Source organism: Indioceanicola profundi, from assembly GCF_003568845.1.
Classification (GTDB): Bacteria; Pseudomonadota; Alphaproteobacteria; order Azospirillales; family Azospirillaceae; genus Indioceanicola; species Indioceanicola profundi.
In genome coordinates this window covers 1240401-1259739 of record NZ_CP030126.1, presented here as the reverse complement: position 1 = coordinate 1259739, position 19339 = coordinate 1240401, and the positions used below count along the sequence as shown (strand labels likewise).

Annotated in this window: 21 protein-coding genes; 5 read left to right on the top strand and 16 right to left on the bottom strand. The window is 66.0% G+C overall.

Translation table 11 applies throughout. The annotated features are described in order from the left end of the window. Nucleotides 1-65 precede the first annotated feature (65 nt). Nucleotides 66-911, bottom strand: a complete 846-nt coding sequence (locus DOL89_RS05970) for a phytoene/squalene synthase family protein (protein WP_119678311.1) — start codon at nucleotides 909-911, stop codon at nucleotides 66-68. A gap of 245 nt (nucleotides 912-1156) precedes the next feature. On the opposite strand from DOL89_RS05970, the gene DOL89_RS05965 reads away from it, so the two are divergent. The 3 genes from DOL89_RS05965 to hpnE all read left to right on the top strand — a co-directional run bounded on the left by DOL89_RS05965 (nucleotide 1157) and on the right by hpnE (nucleotide 4962). After that, nucleotides 1157-1783: a superoxide dismutase gene (locus tag DOL89_RS05965; RefSeq protein ID WP_119678310.1), complete on the top strand. Its 627-nt coding sequence runs from the start codon at nucleotides 1157-1159 to the stop codon at nucleotides 1781-1783. A 161-nt stretch (nucleotides 1784-1944) separates the two neighbouring features. Then, complete coding sequence (gene hpnD, locus DOL89_RS05960; RefSeq protein WP_119678309.1) at nucleotides 1945-3681, top strand: presqualene diphosphate synthase HpnD; 1737 nt, start codon at nucleotides 1945-1947, stop codon at nucleotides 3679-3681. Between the two features lie 9 nt (nucleotides 3682-3690). After that, complete coding sequence (gene hpnE / locus DOL89_RS05955; RefSeq protein WP_119678308.1) at nucleotides 3691-4962, top strand: hydroxysqualene dehydroxylase HpnE; 1272 nt, start codon at nucleotides 3691-3693, stop codon at nucleotides 4960-4962. Nucleotides 4963-4970: 8 nt separating this feature from the next. On the opposite strand, the gene DOL89_RS05950 is transcribed toward hpnE, so the two are convergent. The 4 genes from DOL89_RS05950 to yajC form a co-directional block, all read right to left on the bottom strand. Beyond that, nucleotides 4971-5228, bottom strand: a complete 258-nt coding sequence (locus DOL89_RS05950; RefSeq protein WP_119678307.1) for a hypothetical protein — start codon at nucleotides 5226-5228, stop codon at nucleotides 4971-4973. 16 nt (nucleotides 5229-5244) lie between these two features. After that, nucleotides 5245-5613: an Mth938-like domain-containing protein gene (locus DOL89_RS05945; protein ID WP_318658536.1), complete on the bottom strand. Its 369-nt coding sequence runs from the start codon at nucleotides 5611-5613 to the stop codon at nucleotides 5245-5247. A 70-nt stretch (nucleotides 5614-5683) separates the two neighbouring features. After that, the gene (gene secD / locus DOL89_RS05940) at nucleotides 5684-7252 is read right to left on the bottom strand and encodes a protein translocase subunit SecD (RefSeq protein ID WP_119678305.1); all 1569 of its coding nucleotides are present in this window, start codon (nucleotides 7250-7252) and stop codon (nucleotides 5684-5686) included. 43 nt (nucleotides 7253-7295) lie between these two features. Further along, nucleotides 7296-7655: a preprotein translocase subunit YajC gene (gene yajC / locus DOL89_RS05935; RefSeq protein WP_119678304.1), complete on the bottom strand. Its 360-nt coding sequence runs from the start codon at nucleotides 7653-7655 to the stop codon at nucleotides 7296-7298. Nucleotides 7656-7807: 152 nt separating this feature from the next. Between yajC and DOL89_RS05930 the strand changes: the two genes are divergently transcribed. Then, nucleotides 7808-8653: an ATP-binding protein gene (locus tag DOL89_RS05930; protein ID WP_119678303.1), complete on the top strand. Its 846-nt coding sequence runs from the start codon at nucleotides 7808-7810 to the stop codon at nucleotides 8651-8653. 635 nt (nucleotides 8654-9288) lie between these two features. Continuing rightward, nucleotides 9289-9906, top strand: coding sequence for a hypothetical protein (locus DOL89_RS05925; protein ID WP_119678302.1), 618 nt, complete (start codon nucleotides 9289-9291; stop codon nucleotides 9904-9906). Nucleotides 9907-9958: 52 nt separating this feature from the next. On the opposite strand, the gene DOL89_RS05920 is transcribed toward DOL89_RS05925, so the two are convergent. The 11 genes from DOL89_RS05920 to DOL89_RS05870 all read right to left on the bottom strand — a co-directional run bounded on the left by DOL89_RS05920 (nucleotide 9959) and on the right by DOL89_RS05870 (nucleotide 19336). Then, on the bottom strand, nucleotides 9959-11215 hold the full coding sequence (locus DOL89_RS05920; protein WP_119678301.1) for a peptidoglycan DD-metalloendopeptidase family protein: 1257 nt from the start codon (nucleotides 11213-11215) through the stop codon (nucleotides 9959-9961). Between the two features lie 2 nt (nucleotides 11216-11217). Beyond that, nucleotides 11218-11883 carry a protein-L-isoaspartate(D-aspartate) O-methyltransferase gene (locus DOL89_RS05915; RefSeq protein WP_119678300.1) on the bottom strand — a complete coding sequence of 222 codons (666 nt, stop codon included), beginning with the start codon at nucleotides 11881-11883 and terminating at the stop codon, nucleotides 11218-11220. Further along, the gene (gene surE, locus DOL89_RS05910) at nucleotides 11880-12659 is read right to left on the bottom strand and encodes a 5'/3'-nucleotidase SurE (RefSeq protein WP_119678299.1); all 780 of its coding nucleotides are present in this window, start codon (nucleotides 12657-12659) and stop codon (nucleotides 11880-11882) included. The genes DOL89_RS05915 and surE overlap by 4 nt, the downstream gene beginning before the upstream one ends. Further along, nucleotides 12652-13932 (bottom strand): serine--tRNA ligase, encoded by a 1281-nt coding sequence (gene serS, locus DOL89_RS05905; protein WP_119678298.1) that lies wholly within the window; start codon nucleotides 13930-13932, stop codon nucleotides 12652-12654. Before serS ends, surE begins: the two co-directional genes overlap by 8 nt. A gap of 86 nt (nucleotides 13933-14018) precedes the next feature. Beyond that, on the bottom strand, nucleotides 14019-14828 hold the full coding sequence (gene tatC, locus DOL89_RS05900; RefSeq protein WP_119678297.1) for a twin-arginine translocase subunit TatC: 810 nt from the start codon (nucleotides 14826-14828) through the stop codon (nucleotides 14019-14021). Between the two features lie 6 nt (nucleotides 14829-14834). Then, on the bottom strand, nucleotides 14835-15338 hold the full coding sequence (tatB, locus tag DOL89_RS05895) for a Sec-independent protein translocase protein TatB (protein ID WP_119678296.1): 504 nt from the start codon (nucleotides 15336-15338) through the stop codon (nucleotides 14835-14837). A gap of 50 nt (nucleotides 15339-15388) precedes the next feature. Next, nucleotides 15389-15634, bottom strand: coding sequence for a twin-arginine translocase TatA/TatE family subunit (gene tatA, locus DOL89_RS05890; protein WP_119678295.1), 246 nt, complete (start codon nucleotides 15632-15634; stop codon nucleotides 15389-15391). 128 nt (nucleotides 15635-15762) lie between these two features. Further along, entirely contained in the window at nucleotides 15763-16965 is a 1203-nt protein-coding gene (locus DOL89_RS05885; RefSeq protein ID WP_119678294.1) for an ABC transporter ATP-binding protein, read from the bottom strand. A gap of 121 nt (nucleotides 16966-17086) precedes the next feature. Continuing rightward, a complete protein-coding gene (scpB, locus tag DOL89_RS05880; protein WP_225889919.1) occupies nucleotides 17087-17827 on the bottom strand; it encodes an SMC-Scp complex subunit ScpB in 741 nt (246 codons plus the stop codon). A 4-nt stretch (nucleotides 17828-17831) separates the two neighbouring features. Next, entirely contained in the window at nucleotides 17832-18626 is a 795-nt protein-coding gene (locus DOL89_RS05875) for a segregation and condensation protein A (protein WP_119678293.1), read from the bottom strand. 17 nt (nucleotides 18627-18643) lie between these two features. After that, nucleotides 18644-19336, bottom strand: a complete 693-nt coding sequence (locus tag DOL89_RS05870; RefSeq protein WP_119678292.1) for a site-2 protease family protein — start codon at nucleotides 19334-19336, stop codon at nucleotides 18644-18646. Nucleotides 19337-19339: the final 3 nt, after the last annotated feature.

The following is a 19339-nucleotide window of genomic DNA, read 5'->3' as shown; positions in this document are numbered from 1 at the left end:
GTTCCGCCCCTGCTGGTTCCCGGCTCCAACCGGGATGGAAGCAGAGGATTGCGGAGCTCTGGCCGCTACCAGCGGCCCGTCATCCCCGCCCAGGCCAGCTTCAACTGCCGGAACGGGTGAACCATCTGCACCCGCGGGGCCAGCGGGTCGTGGTCGGACCTGGAAAGCGCACCGAGGTAGAGGTCCGCCAGGGCAGCTGGAAGCAGCGCCGGCGTGGCCTGCTTCGGCACCTCCCGGCGCAACCGCCTCGCCTCTTCCAGCTGCACCCTCGCCCTGTCGGCCACAGCGCGCACCACTTCACGTACGCCCGGCTCCGGCTTCAGGTCATACAGCTTCTGCTGATTGACACCGTGCCGGCGCAGCAAATCCATCGGCAGATGCGTACGATGCGCCTGCGCATGGAACGGCACGGCGCGCAGCAACCCGGTCAGCGCCCAGGCGATGCCCACATGCCGCCCGGCCTGCATCGCAGCCTCGGCCCGCACGTCCAGAATCTGGAGTGCAAGCTGGGTCAGGGGCGCGGCGGTGACTTCGGCATAATTGGCCATGCAGTCCAGCGTCGCCGGCGGCTCATCCTCCAGATCCGCCTCCCGCGCATCGATCAGCCGATCGAACAGGGCCCGATCCAGGCTATGCCGCGCGACGGCACGGGCCAGCGGCTCCGCCACCTCGTGCTTCGGGGGCGTACCGGCAAAGACCTTGTCCATCGTATCCCGCCACCACTGCAGCCGGATCAGCCCGAGCGTCGGTTCGCTGACCACCTCCCGTGTCTTCGCCACTTCCAGGTTCAGGGCATAGAGCGCGAACAGATCCTCGCGCCGGTCCACGGGCGCAAAGAGAGCCGTCAGGAACCGGTCGTTATCGAAGCGCCGGACTTCCCGTGCGCAGTAGGAAAGCTCTGGGTCGCTCATGATGTCCGTTACGCCCGGGTTTACCGGAGACAGGAAGGGCACGCGCCGCGAAACCCGCGGCGGAGGGCTGCTGTTCCCGCTTATATGGCGACCCGCCGCATTCAGGGTAGGCTTTAACGGATTTCCCCCGATATGCCTGCCCTGCCTTGACCCCTGGGGACGCGGGTCGTATCTCTGCCACGTCACAGGCGGGCCCGCTCAGGGCGAGATGCCTGAGGGAAGAGACGAAACCACAGGAGCCAACAATGGCCTTCACCCTGCCCGAACTGCCCTACGACACCAGTGCGCTGGAGCCGCACATCGATGCGCAGACCATGAGCACCCATCATGGCAAGCACCACCAGGCGTACATCAACAACCTGAACAACGCCCTGTCCGAGCACAGCCAGCTCCACGGCCTGTCCATCACCGAGCTGATGCGGAAGCTGGGCGAGTTGCCGGAGAGCATCCGGACGGCTGTGCGGAATAACGGCGGCGGACATGCCAACCATGCCATGTTCTGGACCATCATGGGTCCGAACGGCGGCGGCGCTCCGACCGGCGCGGTGGCCGAGGCGATCACCAGCGCCTTCGGCGACTTCGAGACCTTCAAGACGAAGTTCAACGAGGCCGGTACGAAGCAGTTCGGTTCCGGCTGGGTCTTCGTGACCGCCGACCAGTCCGGCAAGCTGGAGCTTGTGGCGAAGCCGAACCAGGACACCCCGCTGTCCGATGGCAAGGCCGTTCTGATGGGCAATGACGTGTGGGAGCACGCCTATTACCTGAAGTACCAGAACCGCCGCCCGGACTACCTGGCCGCCTGGTGGAACACCGTGAACTGGAATGCCGTGAACGAGCGCCTTCAGGCCATCAAGAACGGTCAGCTCATCTGAGCTAATTCAGACGAGTGCGCAGGCGGGGCCATTCAGCCCCGCCTTTCGCATAGACCACCCCGATATTTCCGGAGAACGGCCCTGGTTGTGGCCGGATCGAGCTTCATAGTCACTGACCGATCTGGCAAAATACCACTCCAAGCCCGTGGCCGAGGGCCCAAATGGCCGATTACCGCACCGCTCCACTGTCTTCCCACCCGTCGGAGCCGAGCGCCCGCAAGACGGCTGGTCAAGAGAATTTCCCCGTCGCTTCGCGTTTGGTGCCGAAGCGGCTGCGCCCCCACATCATGGCGTTCTACGCCTTCGTCCGCTTGGCTGACGACATCGCCGACGATCCGCAGCTGGAGCCGGAGATGAAAGTCGCCCAACTCGATGCGCTCGAACGGGCCCTGGTCAGCGGCATAGGCTCCCAGCCATGGCTCGCTCCCGCCCTCCAGCTGAAGGCCAGCCTGACCGCAACGTCGATCTCTACCCTGCACGCACGGCAGATGCTTCAGGCGTTCCGTCGGGATGCCCAGGGCAGCCGCTGCCGGAGTTGGAGCGACCTGCTGCTCTATTGCCGGTATTCCGCCGACCCGGTTGGCCGCTATCTGCTGGATCTCCATGGGGAGGCCACGGCTGCGGCGCCGGCGGCAGACGCTTTGTGCACCGCCCTACAGGTCCTGAACCACGTCCAGGACTGCCGCTCCGACTGGATCGAGTTGGGGCGCTGCTATCTTCCCACTGCCTGGTTCGGCGATGCCGGCGGCAATCCGGAACAGTTGGTGGAGCCTTTCGCGACACCTCCGGTCCGGGCAGTCATCGACCGCACGCTGGACCATGTGGATGCGCTGCTGGCTAGGGCCGCGACCCTGCCTGGACAGATCCGCGATCCCGGCCTGCGGATGGAGGCAGCGGTGATCCTGCATCTTGCGAAAGCCCTGTCCCGTGAATTGCGGCGGCGCGATCCGCTTCGGGAACGGGTGGAGGTCGGCGGGTTCGGGCGGATATGGTCCGTGCTGAAGGGCGTCGGCCACGGCATGGCGAGCCGGCCGCGGCGAAGCCGTTCCCGTACCAGCGGGACCAGCGGCAGCACGTTCTACTGGCCCCTGCGTCTGCTGCCTCAATCCAAGCGGCGCGCCATGTTCGCGATCTACGGCTTCTGCCGGGCCGTAGACGACATCGCGGATGAGCCTGGGGCGGTGGACATGAAGCGCAGCGCGCTCGATGAGTGGCGCCGCACGCTGGACCGGCTGCATCAGGGCATCCCGCCCCGGGGCGGCGATGATGCACTGATCGGCGAGCTCGCATCGGCCCTGGAGCGGTATGATCTTCCGCGGGCAGAGTTCGAGGCGCTGATCGACGGCATGTCCATGGATGTGGATGGCCCCATCCGGGCGCCGGACTGCGCGACCCTGACTCTCTATTGCCGCCGCGTCGCCGGTGCCGTTGGCATACTGACCGTCCGCGTCCTGGGCCGGACGGATGGACGGGCGGATGCTTTCGCCATAGCCCTCGGCGAGGCGCTGCAACTCACCAATATCCTCCGTGACCTCAAGGAGGATGCGAAGCTCGGACGCCTCTATCTGCCGGAAGAGGCGCTGATTGCCGCGGACATACCGCTGGACGTGGCCCGTAGCGATCCGGAGCAGGTGATCGAACACCCGAATCTGCCCCAGGTCTGTGCCCATGTCGCAGCCCTGGCGGAGCAGCGTTATCAGGCGGCACGGGAAGCACTGCCCGCCTCCGACCACCGCGCCCTGTGGCCCGCCGTGGCGATGATGCTGCTGTATCGGCGTGTTCTGTCGGCGCTGGTTGCGCGCGGATGGGTGGACCTGGACCTGCGGCCCAAGCTGTCCCGCACTGCCAAGGTCGGCGTGGCGCTCCGCTGCGCCCTCGGCTACCCGCCCAAGGGGTGAGGCCGCTCTTTGTCCCAGCCTGCACCGGGCCCGAGGGTCCATGTCGTCGGTGCCGGTCTTGCCGGCCTCGCCTGCGCCACCGCACTCGCTGAAGCGGGCCTGCCGGTTCGCTTGTACGAGTCGGCGGGGCAGGCCGGTGGACGCTGCCGGAGCTATGACGATCCGGTTCTGGGCCGCACCATAGACAATGGCAATCACCTGATGCTCGGCGGCAATCCCGAGCTGTTCCGGTATCTGGACCGGATCGGTGCCCGCGACCGTCTGGTGGGTGGCCCGCAGGCGCGGTTGCCGTTCATCGACCTGACTGATGGAACGCGCTGGTGCGTCTCGCCTGGCCCAGGACGGCTTCCTTTCTGGCTGCTGAACCCGGCACGGCGCGTTCCCGGCGTTCCCTTGACCGCCTATGCCGGTCTCCTGCGGTTGGCAACGGCATCTGCAAATGCGACTGTGGCGGAGCGGCTTGGCAAAGAGAGCCTGCTTTATCGCCGGCTCTGGAGCCCGCTGGCGGTGTCCATCCTCAACACCCCGCCCGAAGAGGCCTCCGCCCGCCTGCTCTGGGAGGTGTTCCGCCGCACCCTGCTGCGTGGAGCGGATGCCTGCCGGCCCTTCGTGGCCCGCGATGGACTCTCCGACGCGCTGGTGGTTCCCGCACTGAACTTCCTGACAGCCCGCAGGGCGGAGGTTGCAACGAGTGTCCGGCTTCTTGGCATCAGTCGGGATGCAGCCGGAAAACCAAACGGCCTCCAGCTGTCCACGGGCATGTTGGATCTGGGGCCAGCGGATCGCGTGGTGTTGGCGATCCCGGCGCAACGGGCCGCCGAGCTGCTTCCGGACCTGCCGGTGCCGCTGCGGCATTGCGGAATTCTCAACGCCCATTTCCGGCTCGGCACCCCAGCGACCCTGCCCGATGGCGCGCCATTGGTCGGGCTGGTCGGCGGCACGGCGGAATGGCTGTTCAGCCGTGGCGATGTCGTCTCGGTCACGGTCAGCGCTGCCGACCGCCTTATGGATCGTCCGGCAGAGGAGCTGGCGGAACTGATCTGGCGCGATGTCGCATCGGCACTCGGCATCGCTGGCCCCTGCCCGCCTCACCGCATAATCAAGGAAAAGCGTGCGACCTTTGCTGCCACGCCAGATCAGGAAAGGCTGCGGCCCGCGGCGAACGCACCAAGGGGCAACCTGCTGCTGGCCGGAGACTGGACGGACACCGGCCTGCCCGCGACGATTGAGGGCGCCATACAGTCCGGGCATCATGCCGCGGCGCTTTGCCTGAGTAGCTGACGTCCCGATTACGTCGGCTTCAAAATGTGGAGCACCGCCACGGCCAGCCCCAGAATGACGACGACCGCGCCCTTCCTGCGTATCCATTTCGGATCGCGGCTGGACCGGTACGCCCGATAGAACCGCTGTTCCTCGAAATAGCGGTCATCGCCCTCCTCCATTCGGCGTTCGCCGGCTTTGGCCTCCCTGTTCGCATACAGGATGGACCAGAGCCCGGCCAGGACGATCAATCCAGGAAGAACCAGTTCAGGACTGAAAATGTCCATGGCCTAGCTCCTTCGCCTAGATCGGGATCAGCACCGCCGCAACCCGCCGTGCCTCGGACAGCAGAACGTTGTAGGTGCGGCAGGCGGCGCGGGTGTCCATCACGTCGGCGACGATCCCGGCCTCCTTCAACTGCCGACGCAGGCTGCTGTGCAGGAGTTGCATCCGCTCGCCGGTGCCGATCAGCAGGATCTCCACCTTTGGCTCGGCTGTCAGAACCGGCTCCAGGCTTTCGACGGTGAACTGCCCAAAGTTCTCGACGGACCAGGACAGGGTGCGATCCGGCATCACGATCACGGAGCCCTCATGGACCACGTTGCTGATCCGGAACCGGCCGGGCGCATAGGTGTCGATGACCTGCCGGTCGGCGGGAATGATAGGGGTCACGTCCAAGGGCTTGCTCCTCGTCCTACGGGGTTCTGCTGGCGGGGCGGATGTCCGGCCCGCCAGCGCCCGCTCAGATCGGAACCACCTTCGGCTTCTTCTGCCGCAACCAGGCGACGACCATCAGGCGGGTCACCATGATGGCGGTGAACATGGAAGCCAGGATGCCGATGGACAGCGTCACGGCAAACCCCTTCACCGGTCCCGATCCGAACATGAACAACAGCAGGGCGGCGATGAGTGTCGTCAGATTGCTGTCGATAATGGTGGTCAGGGCGCGGCTGTAGCCGGCATCGATGGCAGCGATGGGCGTGCGGCCGTTCCGGATCTCCTCCCGGATGCGCTCGAAGATCAGAACGTTCGCGTCCACCGCCATGCCGATGGTCAGCACGATGCCCGCGATGCCGGGCAGAGTCAGCGTCGCCTGGAGGATCGACAATGCGGCGAAGATCAGCGCGATGTTGAAGACCAGGGCCAGATCCGCGAAGAGCCCGAACAGGCCGTAGGTCAGGGCCATGAAGATGATGACCAGCACCAGACCGACGATGGCAGCAGTCTGGCCGGCGGCGATGCTGTCCGCACCCAGGCCCGGTCCCACAGTCCGTTCCTCCAGGACCGTGAGCGGGGCCGGCAGCGCGCCGGCGCGCAGGAGTAGGGCGAGATCGTTGGCGGACTCCACCGTGAAACTGCCGGAGATGATGCCGCTGCCGCCCAGGATCGGCTCATTGATCCGCGGTGCGCTGATCACCTCATTGTCGAGCACGATGGCGAAGCGGCGGCCGGTATTCTGCAGCGTCGCTTCCCCGAAGCGCTTGGCGCCCAGGCTGTCAAAGCGGAAGCTCACCACCGGCTGCCCATCCTGGAAGCTGGGCTGGCTGTCCACCAGCGTGTCGCCGCTGACCATGACCCGCTTGCGCACCACCTCGAACCCGCCGTCCCGCGAGGGCAAAAGTTCGGAGCCCGGGGGAATGCGGCCGGCCTGCGCATCGGTGACGCTGACGCTGTCATCCACCAGACGGAAGGTCATCTTCGCTGTCTGACCCAGCAGGTTCTTCACCCGCTCCGGATCGTCGATGCCGGGAAGCTGGACCAGGATACGGTCATTGCCCTGGCGCTGGATGCTGGGCTCGCGGGTACCGGTCTCATCGATGCGGCGGCGGACGATTTCGATGGACTGCTCCACCGCCGCGCTTTCGCGGGCCTGGATGGCCTGCTCCGTCAATTCGAGGATGACCCTGCTGCCATCGACCTGGACACGGGCATCGTTGGGCTCGAGCCCGGCGGCGATCTCGCGGGCACGGGCCTCATCCTCCGGATTGCGGAGGCTGAAGCTGAGGCGCGGGCCGGAGGCTTCCAGGTCCGTGTAGCCGATCCGTCCCTCGCGAAGCGCATCACGGGCGGAATCCAGCAGCGCGTTCATACGCTCCTGAATGACCACGTCGGTCTGAACCTCCAGAAGCAGGTGCGACCCGCCCTGGAGGTCAAGCCCCAGATTGACCGTCCGCGTCGGGAGCCAGCCCGGCAGTTCTGCGGACCACCGCTCGACATCGGCGCGGTTCAGCAGGTTGGGCGCCGCATAGACCAGACCGAGGATACAGACGGCCAGGACGAGGACGACCTTCCATTTGGAGAAATAGACCATGGTGCGGGGCTGCGCTTCTTATCGGCGGAACGGCTGGGGAGGATTACTTCTTAACCGCGACGTCCGGAGCGTCGCTGGCCTTGGCCGGCTCGGTCTTGGCAAGCACGCCCTGGATGGTGCCGCGGACCACGCGGACGCGCACGCCATCCGCGATCTCGACCTGTACCTCTTCCTCGGGGCCAACCTTGGTCACGGTGCCGACAATTCCGCCGCCGGTCACGACGCGGTCGCCGCGGCGCAGCGCCTCGAGCATCGCCTTGTGCTCCTTCATCTTCTTCTGCTGCGGACGGATCAGCAGGAAGTAGAAGACAACGAAGATCAGGACCAGCGGCAACAGGCTGATCAATCCGCCGGTCGGATCGCCGGCAGCCGCATCCTGGGCATAGGCCGTGGAAATGAACATCAAAGACTCCTGTAAGAGGTCGCGCGCGGACGGCGGGACTATACAAGCCCACACCGCCGTTGCAATGGAAACCGGCCCGCGCCGCCGGATGCCTTGAGTAGGCCTCAGCCTGTGCTAGGGTCGTGAACCGTTCCGCCAGAGCCCTGCACGCAATGACCGACCTGCTTCCAGTCCTGACCCGCATCGCCGCTGCGCTGGACCGTCTCGCTCCTCCCCCCGCGGCCGCACCCGATCTTTCCGCCGCCGATGCGTTCCTTTGGGAGATGCCGGGCCGGCTGCGTGCGGTCCCGGAGGTCAGCCATGTGGCCCTGGACCTCTTGCAGGGCATCGACCGGCAGAAGTCGATCCTGCTCGAGAACACCCGCCGTTTCGCGGACGGGCTGCCGGCCAACAACGCCCTGCTCTGGGGGGCGCGCGGCATGGGGAAGAGTTCGATCGTCAAGGCCGTCCACGCCCATCTCAACGCGGAACGGCCCGGCGCGCTGGCGCTGGTGGAGATCCATCGGGAGGATATCCCGACGCTGCCCACCCTCCTGGCCTTCCTTCGTGATTCCCCACGCCGGTTCATCCTTTTCTGCGACGACCTCTCCTTCAGCACGGACGACAGCCACTACAAGTCCCTCAAGGCCGTGCTCGACGGCGGTATCGAAGGTCGGCCTGCAAATGTGGTGTTCTACGCTACGTCGAACCGGCGGCACCTGATGCCCCGCGACATGATTGAGAATGAGCGGTCCACCGCGATCAACCCCTCCGAAGCGGTGGAGGAAAAGGTCAGCCTGTCAGACCGGTTCGGCATATGGCTGGGTTTCCACGCCTGCGATCAGGACACCTTCTTCGCCATGCTGGAAGGCTATGCCGCCGCGTTCGGGCTGGATATACCGGCAGAGCAGTTGCGTGCGGAAGCAGTGGAGTGGTCGGTGACACGCGGCAACCGGTCCGGCCGCGTGGCGTGGCAGTATGTCCAGGATCTGGCCGGCCGGCTGGGGAAGGCGCTTTAGCATCAGGCAGCACATTCCCAAGCGGACACGCCTTCTATAGGATAAGGGTGTGCGCACTCGTGATCGCCATCGCCCGACCTACGGCCGGTTGGACCGGGAAACACCGCTACTGATGTTTCTAGCGGCGGTTCTGCTATGGATCGGCCTGTCCATGCCGGGCGCGCACGCCCCGGTGCTGTCGGAGCACGGCGGACAGGATGTCCAGCATTCGGTAGGGCCGTTCCAAGCCGGAGCTGACTGCTCCTGGACCGATCCTCTGGTTCTGCCCGACAACAAGGTCGCGGTCGAGCGTGCCGGGCCGACGCGTAAACGCCCTGATCCCATCCAGGTCACGGACACGGCGATAACGACAGCCGATGCGGATCGGCCTTCTCCACACCCCCATTGGTTCCACGCGCCGGTCGGAACGGCCAGACCGGCCGTAAAGGGAAGTGGCGGAATCCGGACAACCGGGCCTCCGGCTGGTCAGTCACGCAGGGCGTGACCATCCCGGCGGGCCGGCACGCTCCAGCCCGCGGGAAATTTCCAACATCACAGACATCGACGCCGGCGCGATCCGCCGGCAGGACGTAGTCCTGCGCGATTGCTGGCCGCTAGAAGCCCTACGCCGGCGTTCCAGATCATGAGACCGCCACATGCTGACCCGTAGCCTTGTACTTGCACTTTTCCTGAGCGCTGCGACCACCCTGCCCGCCGCGGCCGGGATGAACACCGCAGACCGCAATCAGATCGTCCTCGCCGCGCGCGCAGGCGATACCACCCGGACCGGTGAGGCCATTGCCAAGGCCGCTGCCGCCCGTATCGCAGATCAGGCCGATGGTTGGCAGATCGCGCTGGAGTCTGTGGCCGCACAGAAGACGCGCAATCCGAGAGCCGTCGGCCATATGGCCGAAGCCGCCAGCCGTGCCGCCGCGGAAATCGGGCGCAGCGATGCGACTGCGGGCCTGCACCTGATGAAAGCAGCCCTCGCCACGGTTGCCGAGGTTTCGACCCATGCGCAACCGGCGGCCATGCATGTGGCCAAAGCCGCCGCTGGTTTGGCCCGCCGGACCGCGAGCGCCGATGCCAATCGTTCAGTTGAAACCATACTGATGGCCATCAGCGTGGCTGGGCCGCTCCAGGCGGTGGACCGGGCAGCGGCATCGGCAGTGGCGACGGATGCCAAGGCTGTGGCCGACAGCCTGCGGGCACGCAACACAGCGATTGCCGGGCAGATCGTCATGGCGGTCAGCAAGGCGAAGCTGAAGAGCTGACCCGGCGAGGCGTCCGGGGCGGCACTTCCCGCCCCGGACGCCTATGGCTCGATCAGGAGGCCGGCAGCTCCAGATGGTCCTTGGGATCCATCGCTTTCTCGTTACGGCGGATGCCGAAATGGAGCTGCGGGCTGCGCACATTGCCTGTCCGGCCAACGGTGCCGATCCGCTGCCCCCGGCGGATCTCCTGCCCCCGATCCACTTCCATCCTGTCCAGATGCGCATAAGCAGTCAGCCAGCCATCGGCGTGCCGCACCAGGATCAGGTTGCCGTAGCCCTTCAGCTCGTTCCCGGCATAGACCACGACCCCATTCTCCGCTGCCTGGACCGGCGCGCCCTGCTCGGCGCCGATGTTGATCCCATCATTGTACAGGCCGCCCGGCTTCGGTCCGAAGTCCGAGAGTATCGGTCCCTGTACCGGCCAGAGGAAGCGCTTGCCCTGGCGCGGTGCCGGCTTCGGCGGCGTCACCTGTTCCGGTGCCGCGGACCTGACGGGCGGCGGCGCTGGGACGGGAACGACTGCAGCCTGCTGCTCCGCCGGCGCTGGCGGTGGAGTCGGCTCGGGTTCCGGCTTCGGACCCACCGTCCGGGTAGTCGGTGCGGTCGGGACCGGTTGCGAAGGAGTTTGCCGGGGTGCTGTTTGCGGTTCCGGCGTAGGACGGGGTTGCGCCGCGGGTGGAGAGGGTTCGTTGGACCCGGCCATCGGCGGAATCTCTGCCGTTTCCACCCCACGCGATGCCGGACGCGACACGGTGGGCGGCGTTGCGGCCGGCGCGGACTGGACCGGGGCGGTTTGCACTGGCGCGCTTTGAATGGGGGCGCTCTGCACTGGTGCGGACTGGACCACAGCGCGCGGCGCGGCCTGCGGAGCCTCCGCCACCAGGGTACGACTATCGCCGCTGCGACCGCCGGGAAGCCGAAGCACCTGCCCCGTCCGGATCATGTAGGGCGGAGAAATCCCGTTCATCCGGACCAGTTCGTTCATGTCCAGCTCGAACCGCCGGGACAGCCCATAGATGGTATCCCCAGACTGCACCGTGTATTCGAGCGGCACCGGCAGCAGCAGGCGTTGTCCGGGCCGGAGGGTATAGGGCGGCTGCAGCCTGTTCTCTTCGATCAGGTCCCGAAGCGGCACGTTGTAACGCCGCGAGATGTCGTAGGCGGTCTCCCCGCGGGAGACGAAGATGGCGCGCGGCGCGGCGGTGGGATAAGCCCTGGACCCAACCGGCGCCGCGGTGCTGCACGCCGCCAGGAATAGAACCAGTGCGCCGGCCACGGCATGGCGGAAAAGAGAGGCAGGTTTTCTCATCACTACCCCGCCTGCTCGACCGGCGGGACCGGGTCCGACGCCACATCGGGCAGCAGCGGCACGAAACGTACGGGCCAAAGCTCCTCCCGTTCCAATCCATCGTCCGTCCGGCGGAGGCGGACGACCTTCTGCTCCCGCCGGTCGGGACCCAGGGGAATGACCATTATGCCGCCGATGGCAAGCTGCGCCACCAGTTCCGCCGGCGGCTCCAGACCACCGGCGGTCACCAGGATACGCTCGAAGGGAGCGGCCTCCGGCCAGCCCTTCATCCCGTCGCCTAGGCGCGCGGTGATGTTGTGGAGGCGCAGTTCCTTGAACTTCTCCTCCGCTTCCAGGAACAGCGGCCGATGCCTCTCCACGCTGTAGACCCGGCGGACGATCTTCGAAAGTACGGCCGCCTGATAGCCGGACCCGGTTCCCACTTCCAGCACCTTCATCCGATCGCTGAGTTCCAGCGCCTGGGTCATCAGCCCCACTACCAGCGGCTGACTGATCGTCTGTCCGTGTCCGATGGGGAGCGCCGTATCTTCATAAGCCTGATCCCGGAAAGTAGCCGGCACGAATGCCTCCCGCGGGACCAGTTCCATCGCGCGCAGAACCTGCACATCCGTGACGCCGTTCCGGCGCAACAGCATCAGCAGGCGAATCTTGCGCGCGGCCGTGCTCATCGGGCGAAGGCTCCCCGCAGGGACTCCAGCGCGGCATAATGGGTCAGGTCCAGATAGATCGGCGTTACGGAGATGCCGCCATGGGTCACGACATGGATGTCGCTCTCCACCGGAACCTCCTGCTCGCCCCGGACCGGGCCGATCCAGAAATAGGGCTTCCCGCGCGGGTCCAGCCGCTGGATCAACTCATCCCCGACCTTGCGGTTCCCATGCGGAACCACCTGTATTCCGGTGACCTGATCGGGCGGGCAGTCGGGGAAATTCACATTCACCAGGACATGGCGCGGCCAGTCGACGGCGACGGCCTTCCGCACCACCTCCGGCCCGAAATGTTCCGCCGTCTCCCAGTAGACCCGGTTCATCCCGACGATCCGCTGGCTCATGGCAATGGCGCGAATGCCCAGAAGCGTCGCTTCCATCGCGGCGGCGATGGTGCCCGAATAGGTCACGTCCTCGCCAATATTATTGCCGTGGTTCACCCCCGACAGCACGAGGTCCGGCCGACGGTCGCCCATGATGTGGTTGATGGCCAGCAGCACGCAGTCAGTGGGCGTTCCGTCCACGGTGTAGCGCTTGTCGCCCAACTGCTTGATCCGCAGCGGGCGATGGATGGTCAGGCTGTGGCTGGCGGCGGACTGCTCCACCTCCGGCGCCACCACCCAGACATCCTCGGACAGCGTGCGAGCGATCCGCTCCAGCACGCCGATGCCCGTCGCATTGATCCCATCGTCGTTGGAGACGAGGATGCGCGCCTTGCTCAGGTCCAGCTCAGCCATTGGCGGCGATCCGGTCGAGGCCGCCCATGTAGGGCTTCAAGACCTCCGGGACCAGGATCGACCCGTCCGGCTGCTGGTAGTTTTCCATCACGGCGATCAGCGCCCGGCCGATGGCAAGGCCGGAACCGTTCAGCGTGTGCACGAATTGCGTCCCCTTCTCTCCCTTGGCCCGCCACCGTGCTTTCATCCGGCGGGCCTGGAAGTCGCGGGTGTTGGAGCAGCTCGAGATTTCACGGTATGCGCCCTGCCCCGGCAGCCAGACCTCGATGTCGTAGGTCTTGGCAGCGCTGAAGCCCATGTCGCCGGTGCACAGCGCCACAGTGCGGTAGGGCAGTCCCAGCCGCTTCAGCACGGTTTCCGCCGCTTCGGTCATGCGCTGGTGCTCCGCCTCCGACTGCTCGGGCCGGGTGATGCCGACCAGCTCCACCTTCCAGAACTGGTGCTGGCGGATCATACCACGGGTGTCGCGCCCGGCAGAGCCTGCCTCCGACCGGAAGCAGGGCGTGCGCGCGGTCAGCCTCAGGGGCAGCTCCTCCGCGTCCAGAATCTGGTCCATGACCAGATTGGTCAGCGGCACTTCGGAGGTCGGAATCAGGGAATGGCCCGTACCGGTGACGAACAGGTCCTCCCGGAACTTCGGCAACTGTCCGGTCCCGAACAGCGCCTCGTCCCGCACCAGCAGCGGCGGCGATACCTCGGTATAGCCGAACTCCGTCGTGTGCAGGTTCAGCATGAAGTCGCCGAGCGCACGCTCAAGGCGCGCCAATCCGGCCTTCAGGACGGTGAAGCGCGCGCCGGACAACCTGGCCGCCCCTTCGAAATCCATCAGGCCGAGGGCCTCGCCCAGTTCGAAATGCTGTTTAGCGTTCGGCATCTCGGGCGGCACGCCCCAGCGGCGGATCTCGACGTTCTGGCTTTCGTCCTTACCATCCGGCACGTCGTCGGCCGGGATGTTGGGAATGCCGGCCAGGAGACTGTCCAGCTCGGCGGCGAGCGCCTTCTCCTCCTCCTCGACGGCGGGAATGCGCTCCTTAAGGCGCGCAACCTCTTCCATGACGGACTGGGCGCCGGCCTCGTCGCCCTGCTTCTTCAGCGCGCCAATCTGCTTGGCAGCCTCGTTCCGGCGCGACTGCATTTCCTGGAAAGCGGTCTGCGCGGCACGGCGCTTCTGATCGAGATCGAGAACGGTCGCCGACAGCGGCTCCAGCCCGCGTCGGGCCAGGCCCTTGTCGAAGGCCTCTGGGTTCTCACGGATAGCGCGGATGTCGTGCATGGAAACAGGTCTTCAGCGGGTTCACCGGGCCACGAGTTATAGTGGCCCGCCGCTCCCCGGTCCAGTGACCGGTTTCCAGCCCGACCCTACTCAGCATCCTCCGCTTCCGCGTCGGCGCGCTTCCTCTCCATCCGCCGGGCCAGGAACACGGAGATTTCGTAGAGCAGGATCAGCGGCACGCCGAGACCGATCTGGCTGATGACATCTGGTGGGGTCAGAACCGCGGCCACGGCAAAGATCGCCACGATGGCATAGCGACGCTTCGCAGCCAGACTGTCCGCCGTCACCAGCCCGGCACGCGCCAGCAGAGTCAGCAGCACCGGAAGCTGGAAGGCGATGCCGAAGGCGAAGATCAGCGCCATCACCAGCGACAGATATTCCGCCACCCGCGTTTCCGCCTCGACCGCCATGACGCCTTCCGCAGCCGATATTTCGAAGCTGAAGAAGAAGGACAGCGCCAAGGGCATGATGAAGAAGTAGACCAGCGCCCCGCCCATCATGAACAGCACAGGCGTCGCCGCCAGGAACGGCAGGAACGCCTTGCGTTCGTGCTTGTACAGGCCGGGCGCAACGAACTTCCAGACCTGGTTCGCAATCACCGGGAAGGCGATCAGCGCACCGGCCCAGAAGGCCACCTTCATCTGGGTGAAGAAGAATTCCTGCGGTGCCGTGAAGATCATGCGCCGCGCCCCGGCCTTGTCGCCAAGCGCCTGCTCCAGCGGCCGCATCAGGATCTGGTAGATATCCTCGGCGAAGTAGTAGCAGACCAGAAAGGCGATCAGCAGCGCTCCGACGGCATAGATAAGCCGGTCCCGCAGCTCGATCAGATGATCGAGCAGCGGCATTTTGCTGTCTTCGATCTCGTCGTGGTCGTCGGTATGCGGATTGGCAGCCATGGCGCGTCAGCCCCGCTTCTCGGCGGCCGGCGCATCTGCCGGCCCGGTTTCCGGTGCGGACGGCGCCGCAGGATGCGCCTGATCCGGTGCCGCCGCTTTTACCGGAGGCATCTCCACAGCCGGCTTGTGTTCCAGAGCTGTTGGGCTGGACGGAGTGGCGCCTGCCGACTTCGTCTCCGGAGACGGGCGGTCCACTCCGTCATCGCCCTCGTCAATGTCGAGGTCGCCGAACGTCAACGAGTCGCGGAGCTGGCCCTTGGGATCGATGGCCTTCTCGACCTGGTCCCTTACATTCAGGCTGCGGGCCTGCTGCATCTGCTTGCGCAGATCGTCGAGCTCCGCCTCACGGACCATGTCGTCGACGCTGGACTGGAAGTCCCGCGCGAGCGAGCGGGCCTTTCGGACCCACTTGCCGACGGTATGAAGGACACGCGGGAGATCCTTGGGCCCGATGACCACGAGGGCCACGACTGCGATCACGAACAGTTCGGGCCAGCCGATATCAAACATCTATGTAGGTCCGGCGGCACAGGGGCGGACGCAGGTCGCGCCAGGGGCGATCAGCCCTTGGCGGCCTCGTCCTTGTTCACGGTGGCGGTGGTGGTCCCGGTCGGCACCGTCTGTTCCGAACGCAGGGCCCTTTGGTCGGCCGTTTCCTGATCGTCCGTGTCATCCTTCAGTCCGGACTTGAAGTTCCGGATACCCTTGGCGAAGTCGCCCATCACCTTCGGCAGCTTGCCCGCGCCGAACAGGATCAGGATGATCACGAGGACCAGCAGAATCTGCCAAATCCCGATATTGCCCATAAACGTCACTCCGCAATGCCGGGGCGGTGCCCGGCCGAAAGAGCCGCGATAATGGCAGAAAGGATTCCGCCCTGCAATGTCGCCCCCTTATCAGGACGACTTAGCGCGGGACATCTATCCGCCTATTCTCAGGTAGGGTGGCGAGCCGGGAAAACAAAGCTCTGGCGTTCTTCCAACCGGACGGAAACGTAACTTCCCTCTGGCGGAAGGAACTGTCCAGCCATGCGGGCGTGCATGTGAAGGGTCCCGCCCCGGCCGTCATGCACCCGCAGATGCACCAGACTGCTCCGGCCCAGCAGGCGCGACGCTTCGACGCGCGCAAGGTTGCCGACTTCCGGCCCGACCGCATCGTCGGGACCCGTGGTGAGGTGAAGCCCCTCCGGACGGATCAGGACATCCACCTCCTCCCCCTCGGCGAGATGGCCGGTGGCGATCGAGCCCACGGGCGTCTCGACCCTGCCGCCGCGTACGCGGGCGGAAAGTTGGTTCACCTCGCCGAAGAAGCTGGCGGCGAAGATGCAGGCCGGCCGGGTATAGAGTTCGACCGGCGCGCCGACCTGGACCAGTTGCCCATCGCGCATCAGCGCGATCCGGTCCGCCAGGAACATCGCTTCCTCGGGATCGTGGGTGACGATCATGGTCGCCGCCCCGCTCTTCTTCAGCACGTGCAGCGTCTCGTCCCGCACCGTTTCCCGAAGGCGCGTGTCCAGCCCGCTGAAAGGCTCGTCCAGCAACAGTACGGCCGGCTTCGGCGCCATGGCCCGCGCCAGCGCCACCCGCTGCTGCTGTCCGCCGGACAGGGCGTCGGGATAGGACTTGGCATAGTCCTGCATGCCGACCTGGGTCAGCGCCTCCATGGCGCGCAGCTTCTGCTCCGCCGCCGGAAGCCGGTTCAGGCCGAAGCGGACATTGTCCAGAACGGTCAGATGCGGGAAGAGTGCGTAGTCCTGGAACACCAGGCCGATGCCTCGGCGCTCCGGAGCCAGGGCGTGGCCGGGCTCGGCAATCGTCCGGCCATCGATGCCGATGGTCCCCTGCTGCAAGGTTTCCAGCCCCGCCGCAAGGCGCAGCAGCGTCGATTTTCCGCAGCCGGACGGCCCGACCAGGCAGACGATCTCGCCCGCCGCGATCGACAGGCTGACATCGTTCACGGCCAGCTTTGTGCGGTAGCGGTGGCTGACCCGGTCCAGGGACAGGGCCGGACGGGCGGCGGACGCCCAGCCCTGTGCCGGGCCATAGGCGTCCAACGGAACCGTAGCCGTGCTGGTACTGCTGCGCCAACCGGCGTCGGCGGAAGTGTCCGGTGCGTGGGAAACCAAGGGTGAGTCCATGCGATGCGCCCCGGGGCTTACGGGATCATGCTCCCTTATTAGGGCACAACAGGCCGCCAATGCAAATCGCTCGCAGTCGCGAGGGGCGCCAAATCGTTCGGGGACAGCGGAAAACTCTCCCTCAATCTTCTTCCGGCGTCTCGGGCGTCGCGGATGCTCCGCCGGACAGCGGGCCGATGGCGGGGCGGCTGTCCAGCAGCCCCGCAGCGCGGAGATCCTCGACGCCCGGAAGATCGCGCAGCGTTTCGAGGCCGAAATGGTCTAGGAAGTGCGGCGTTGTGATCCATGTAACCGGCCGGCCCGGCGTCTCCCGACGACGGCCGGGGCGAATCCAGCCGGCCTCCATCAATATGTCCAGCGTGCCCTTGCTGGTGGCGACACCGCGGATGCTCTCGATCTCCGCGCGGGTCACCGGCTGGTGATAGGCGATAATGGCCAAGGTCTCGATGGCGGCGCGGGAAAGCTTCTGCTGTACCTCCGTCTCCATGCGGAGATAGTCGCCGAGGTCCGGCGACGTGCGGAATGCCCAACGACCGCCGAACGCCACGAGGTTCACGCCGCGGTGGGCGTAAAGCTCAGCCAACTCGGCCAGCAGCGACGCGATATCAACGCCATCGCCAAAGCGGACCTGGAGATCCTGTTCCGCTACGGGCTCGGCAGAGGCGAACAACAGCGCTTCCAGAAGCCGCAAGCGCTGCACATGGTCGGACGGGATGTGGGCGGCGCCCTTGCGGCTCAGCGGCTGTCGCTGCGCGGGCTCGTCCCGCTCCGCCTCCGCCTGCTCTGCCTCCTCGAGCAGTGGGGACATGGCATCCGGGCTGTCATCCAGCTCGATATAGGTGGGGTCGCTCTCGGTGCTCATCCGGTCAATCCCGTGGCCCGCCCGGCGGGCGGCGCAGATAAATGGGCTGGAATACGCCGTCCTGGCGCAACTCGATCTCGCCGGCCTTGGCGAGTTCGAGAGTGGCGACGAAGGTGCTGGCGATGGCCGACCGCGCCTTGAGCGAACTGCTCCGCCAACCGCCCGGCAGGAAGCTGGACAGGCGCGTCCAGTCCGGCAGCTTGCCGAGCATGCCTGTCAGCCGCTGAATCGCCTCTTCGATGGAGTACAGCTCCGTCGGGCGGATATGCAAGGGCCCCTGCCCGGCCTGTCGGCGCTTGTGCTCGCCATAGGCCTTGAGCAGGTCGTACAGCGTTACGTCAACTACCCGCTTTTCGGCTACCGGCACATCCTCCGGCGCACCACGGCCAAAGATGTCCCGGCCGAGTTGCGGCCGTGAGAACAGCCGGGCCGCGGCATTCTGCATGGCTTCCAGCCGCTGAAGCTGGAAAGCCAGGGCCGCCGCCAACTCCTCGCCGCTCGGCTGCTCCTCCTCCGGTTCGGGCAGCAGCAGACGGGACTTGAGGTAGGCCAGCCACGCCGCCATTACCAGATAGTCCGCCGCAAGTTCCAGGCGCAGCCGCCGCGCTTCCGCAACGAAGGCCAGATACTGCTCGGCCAGCTGAAGGATGGATATCCGGGTCAGGTCGACCTTCTGGTCGCGCGCCAGGGCCAGCAGAAGGTCGATAGGCCCCTCATAACCATCGATGTCCAGGACCAGCAGCGCATCCCCTACTGGACCCGTCGCCCGGACATCCTCCTGAAACCCGTCGCCTTGCACGGGGCTCTCCGGCCGGCTCACCACGGAAGCAGGCCCGTCACTTGGAAGATCAGGGTCTGGATGTACTCCACCGGCGGGCCGAGAAGCCAGGAGATGGGGCTGAAGGGATAGCCGAGCTGCCCCGCCACGAAGGGAAGTAGGAAGATCACCCCAATCAGGATCAGCATGCCATAGCGCTCAAGCTGCGCGAGAGGACGTGCCAGCGGATAGGGCAGGATGCCCACAGCCACTCGTCCGCCATCCAGCGGCGGCAGCGGTATCATATTGAACACCGCCAGAATCACATTGATCAGGACGGAGAACTGCAGATTCGCCACGAACCATTCGGCGAAATAGTCCGGCATAAGGCCGGCCACATGCAGCAGCAGCGCCGATGCCAGCGCAAGCGCGATATTCACGCCCGGCCCGGCCAGCGCCACCCACACCATGTCGCGGCGGGGATTGTTCAGCCGGTTGAAATTCACGGGAACCGGCTTGGCCCAGCCGAAGACGAATCCGGTCGTCAACGCCAGGATCAGCGGCAGCAACACGGTGCCGAACGGGTCCACATGCCGGATCGGGTTGAAGCTGACCCTTCCAAGCCGCAAAGCCGTGTCGTCGCCCAGCTTCAGCGCTGCATAGCCATGCGCAGCCTCATGGAAGGTGATTGCGACGATGGCTGGAATCGCCACGATGGAAAGGATGTAAAGGAATTGGCCGAGATCCGGCATGCG

What these genes read in the sequence shown, in the direction of transcription:
- DOL89_RS05970 (WP_119678311.1), bottom strand. Translation starts at nt 911, where the DNA reads ATGAGCGACCCAGAGCTTTCCTACTGCGCACGGGAAGTCCGGCGCTTC.
- DOL89_RS05965 (WP_119678310.1), top strand. Translation starts at nt 1,157, where the DNA reads ATGGCCTTCACCCTGCCCGAACTGCCCTACGACACCAGTGCGCTGGAG.
- hpnD (WP_119678309.1), top strand. Translation starts at nt 1,945, where the DNA reads ATGGCCGATTACCGCACCGCTCCACTGTCTTCCCACCCGTCGGAGCCG.
- DOL89_RS05950 (WP_119678307.1), bottom strand. Translation starts at nt 5,228, where the DNA reads ATGGACATTTTCAGTCCTGAACTGGTTCTTCCTGGATTGATCGTCCTG.
- secD (WP_119678305.1), bottom strand. Translation starts at nt 7,252, where the DNA reads ATGGTCTATTTCTCCAAATGGAAGGTCGTCCTCGTCCTGGCCGTCTGT.
- yajC (WP_119678304.1), bottom strand. Translation starts at nt 7,655, where the DNA reads ATGTTCATTTCCACGGCCTATGCCCAGGATGCGGCTGCCGGCGATCCG.
- DOL89_RS05930 (WP_119678303.1), top strand. Translation starts at nt 7,808, where the DNA reads ATGACCGACCTGCTTCCAGTCCTGACCCGCATCGCCGCTGCGCTGGAC.
- DOL89_RS05925 (WP_119678302.1), top strand. Translation starts at nt 9,289, where the DNA reads ATGCTGACCCGTAGCCTTGTACTTGCACTTTTCCTGAGCGCTGCGACC.
- DOL89_RS05920 (WP_119678301.1), bottom strand. Translation starts at nt 11,215, where the DNA reads ATGAGAAAACCTGCCTCTCTTTTCCGCCATGCCGTGGCCGGCGCACTG.
- DOL89_RS05915 (WP_119678300.1), bottom strand. Translation starts at nt 11,883, where the DNA reads ATGAGCACGGCCGCGCGCAAGATTCGCCTGCTGATGCTGTTGCGCCGG.
- surE (WP_119678299.1), bottom strand. Translation starts at nt 12,659, where the DNA reads ATGGCTGAGCTGGACCTGAGCAAGGCGCGCATCCTCGTCTCCAACGAC.
- serS (WP_119678298.1), bottom strand. Translation starts at nt 13,932, where the DNA reads ATGCACGACATCCGCGCTATCCGTGAGAACCCAGAGGCCTTCGACAAG.
- tatC (WP_119678297.1), bottom strand. Translation starts at nt 14,828, where the DNA reads ATGGCTGCCAATCCGCATACCGACGACCACGACGAGATCGAAGACAGC.
- tatB (WP_119678296.1), bottom strand. Translation starts at nt 15,338, where the DNA reads ATGTTTGATATCGGCTGGCCCGAACTGTTCGTGATCGCAGTCGTGGCC.
- tatA (WP_119678295.1), bottom strand. Translation starts at nt 15,634, where the DNA reads ATGGGCAATATCGGGATTTGGCAGATTCTGCTGGTCCTCGTGATCATC.
- DOL89_RS05885 (WP_119678294.1), bottom strand. Translation starts at nt 16,965, where the DNA reads ATGGACTCACCCTTGGTTTCCCACGCACCGGACACTTCCGCCGACGCC.
- scpB (WP_225889919.1), bottom strand. Translation starts at nt 17,827, where the DNA reads ATGAGCACCGAGAGCGACCCCACCTATATCGAGCTGGATGACAGCCCG.
- DOL89_RS05870 (WP_119678292.1), bottom strand. Translation starts at nt 19,336, where the DNA reads ATGCCGGATCTCGGCCAATTCCTTTACATCCTTTCCATCGTGGCGATT.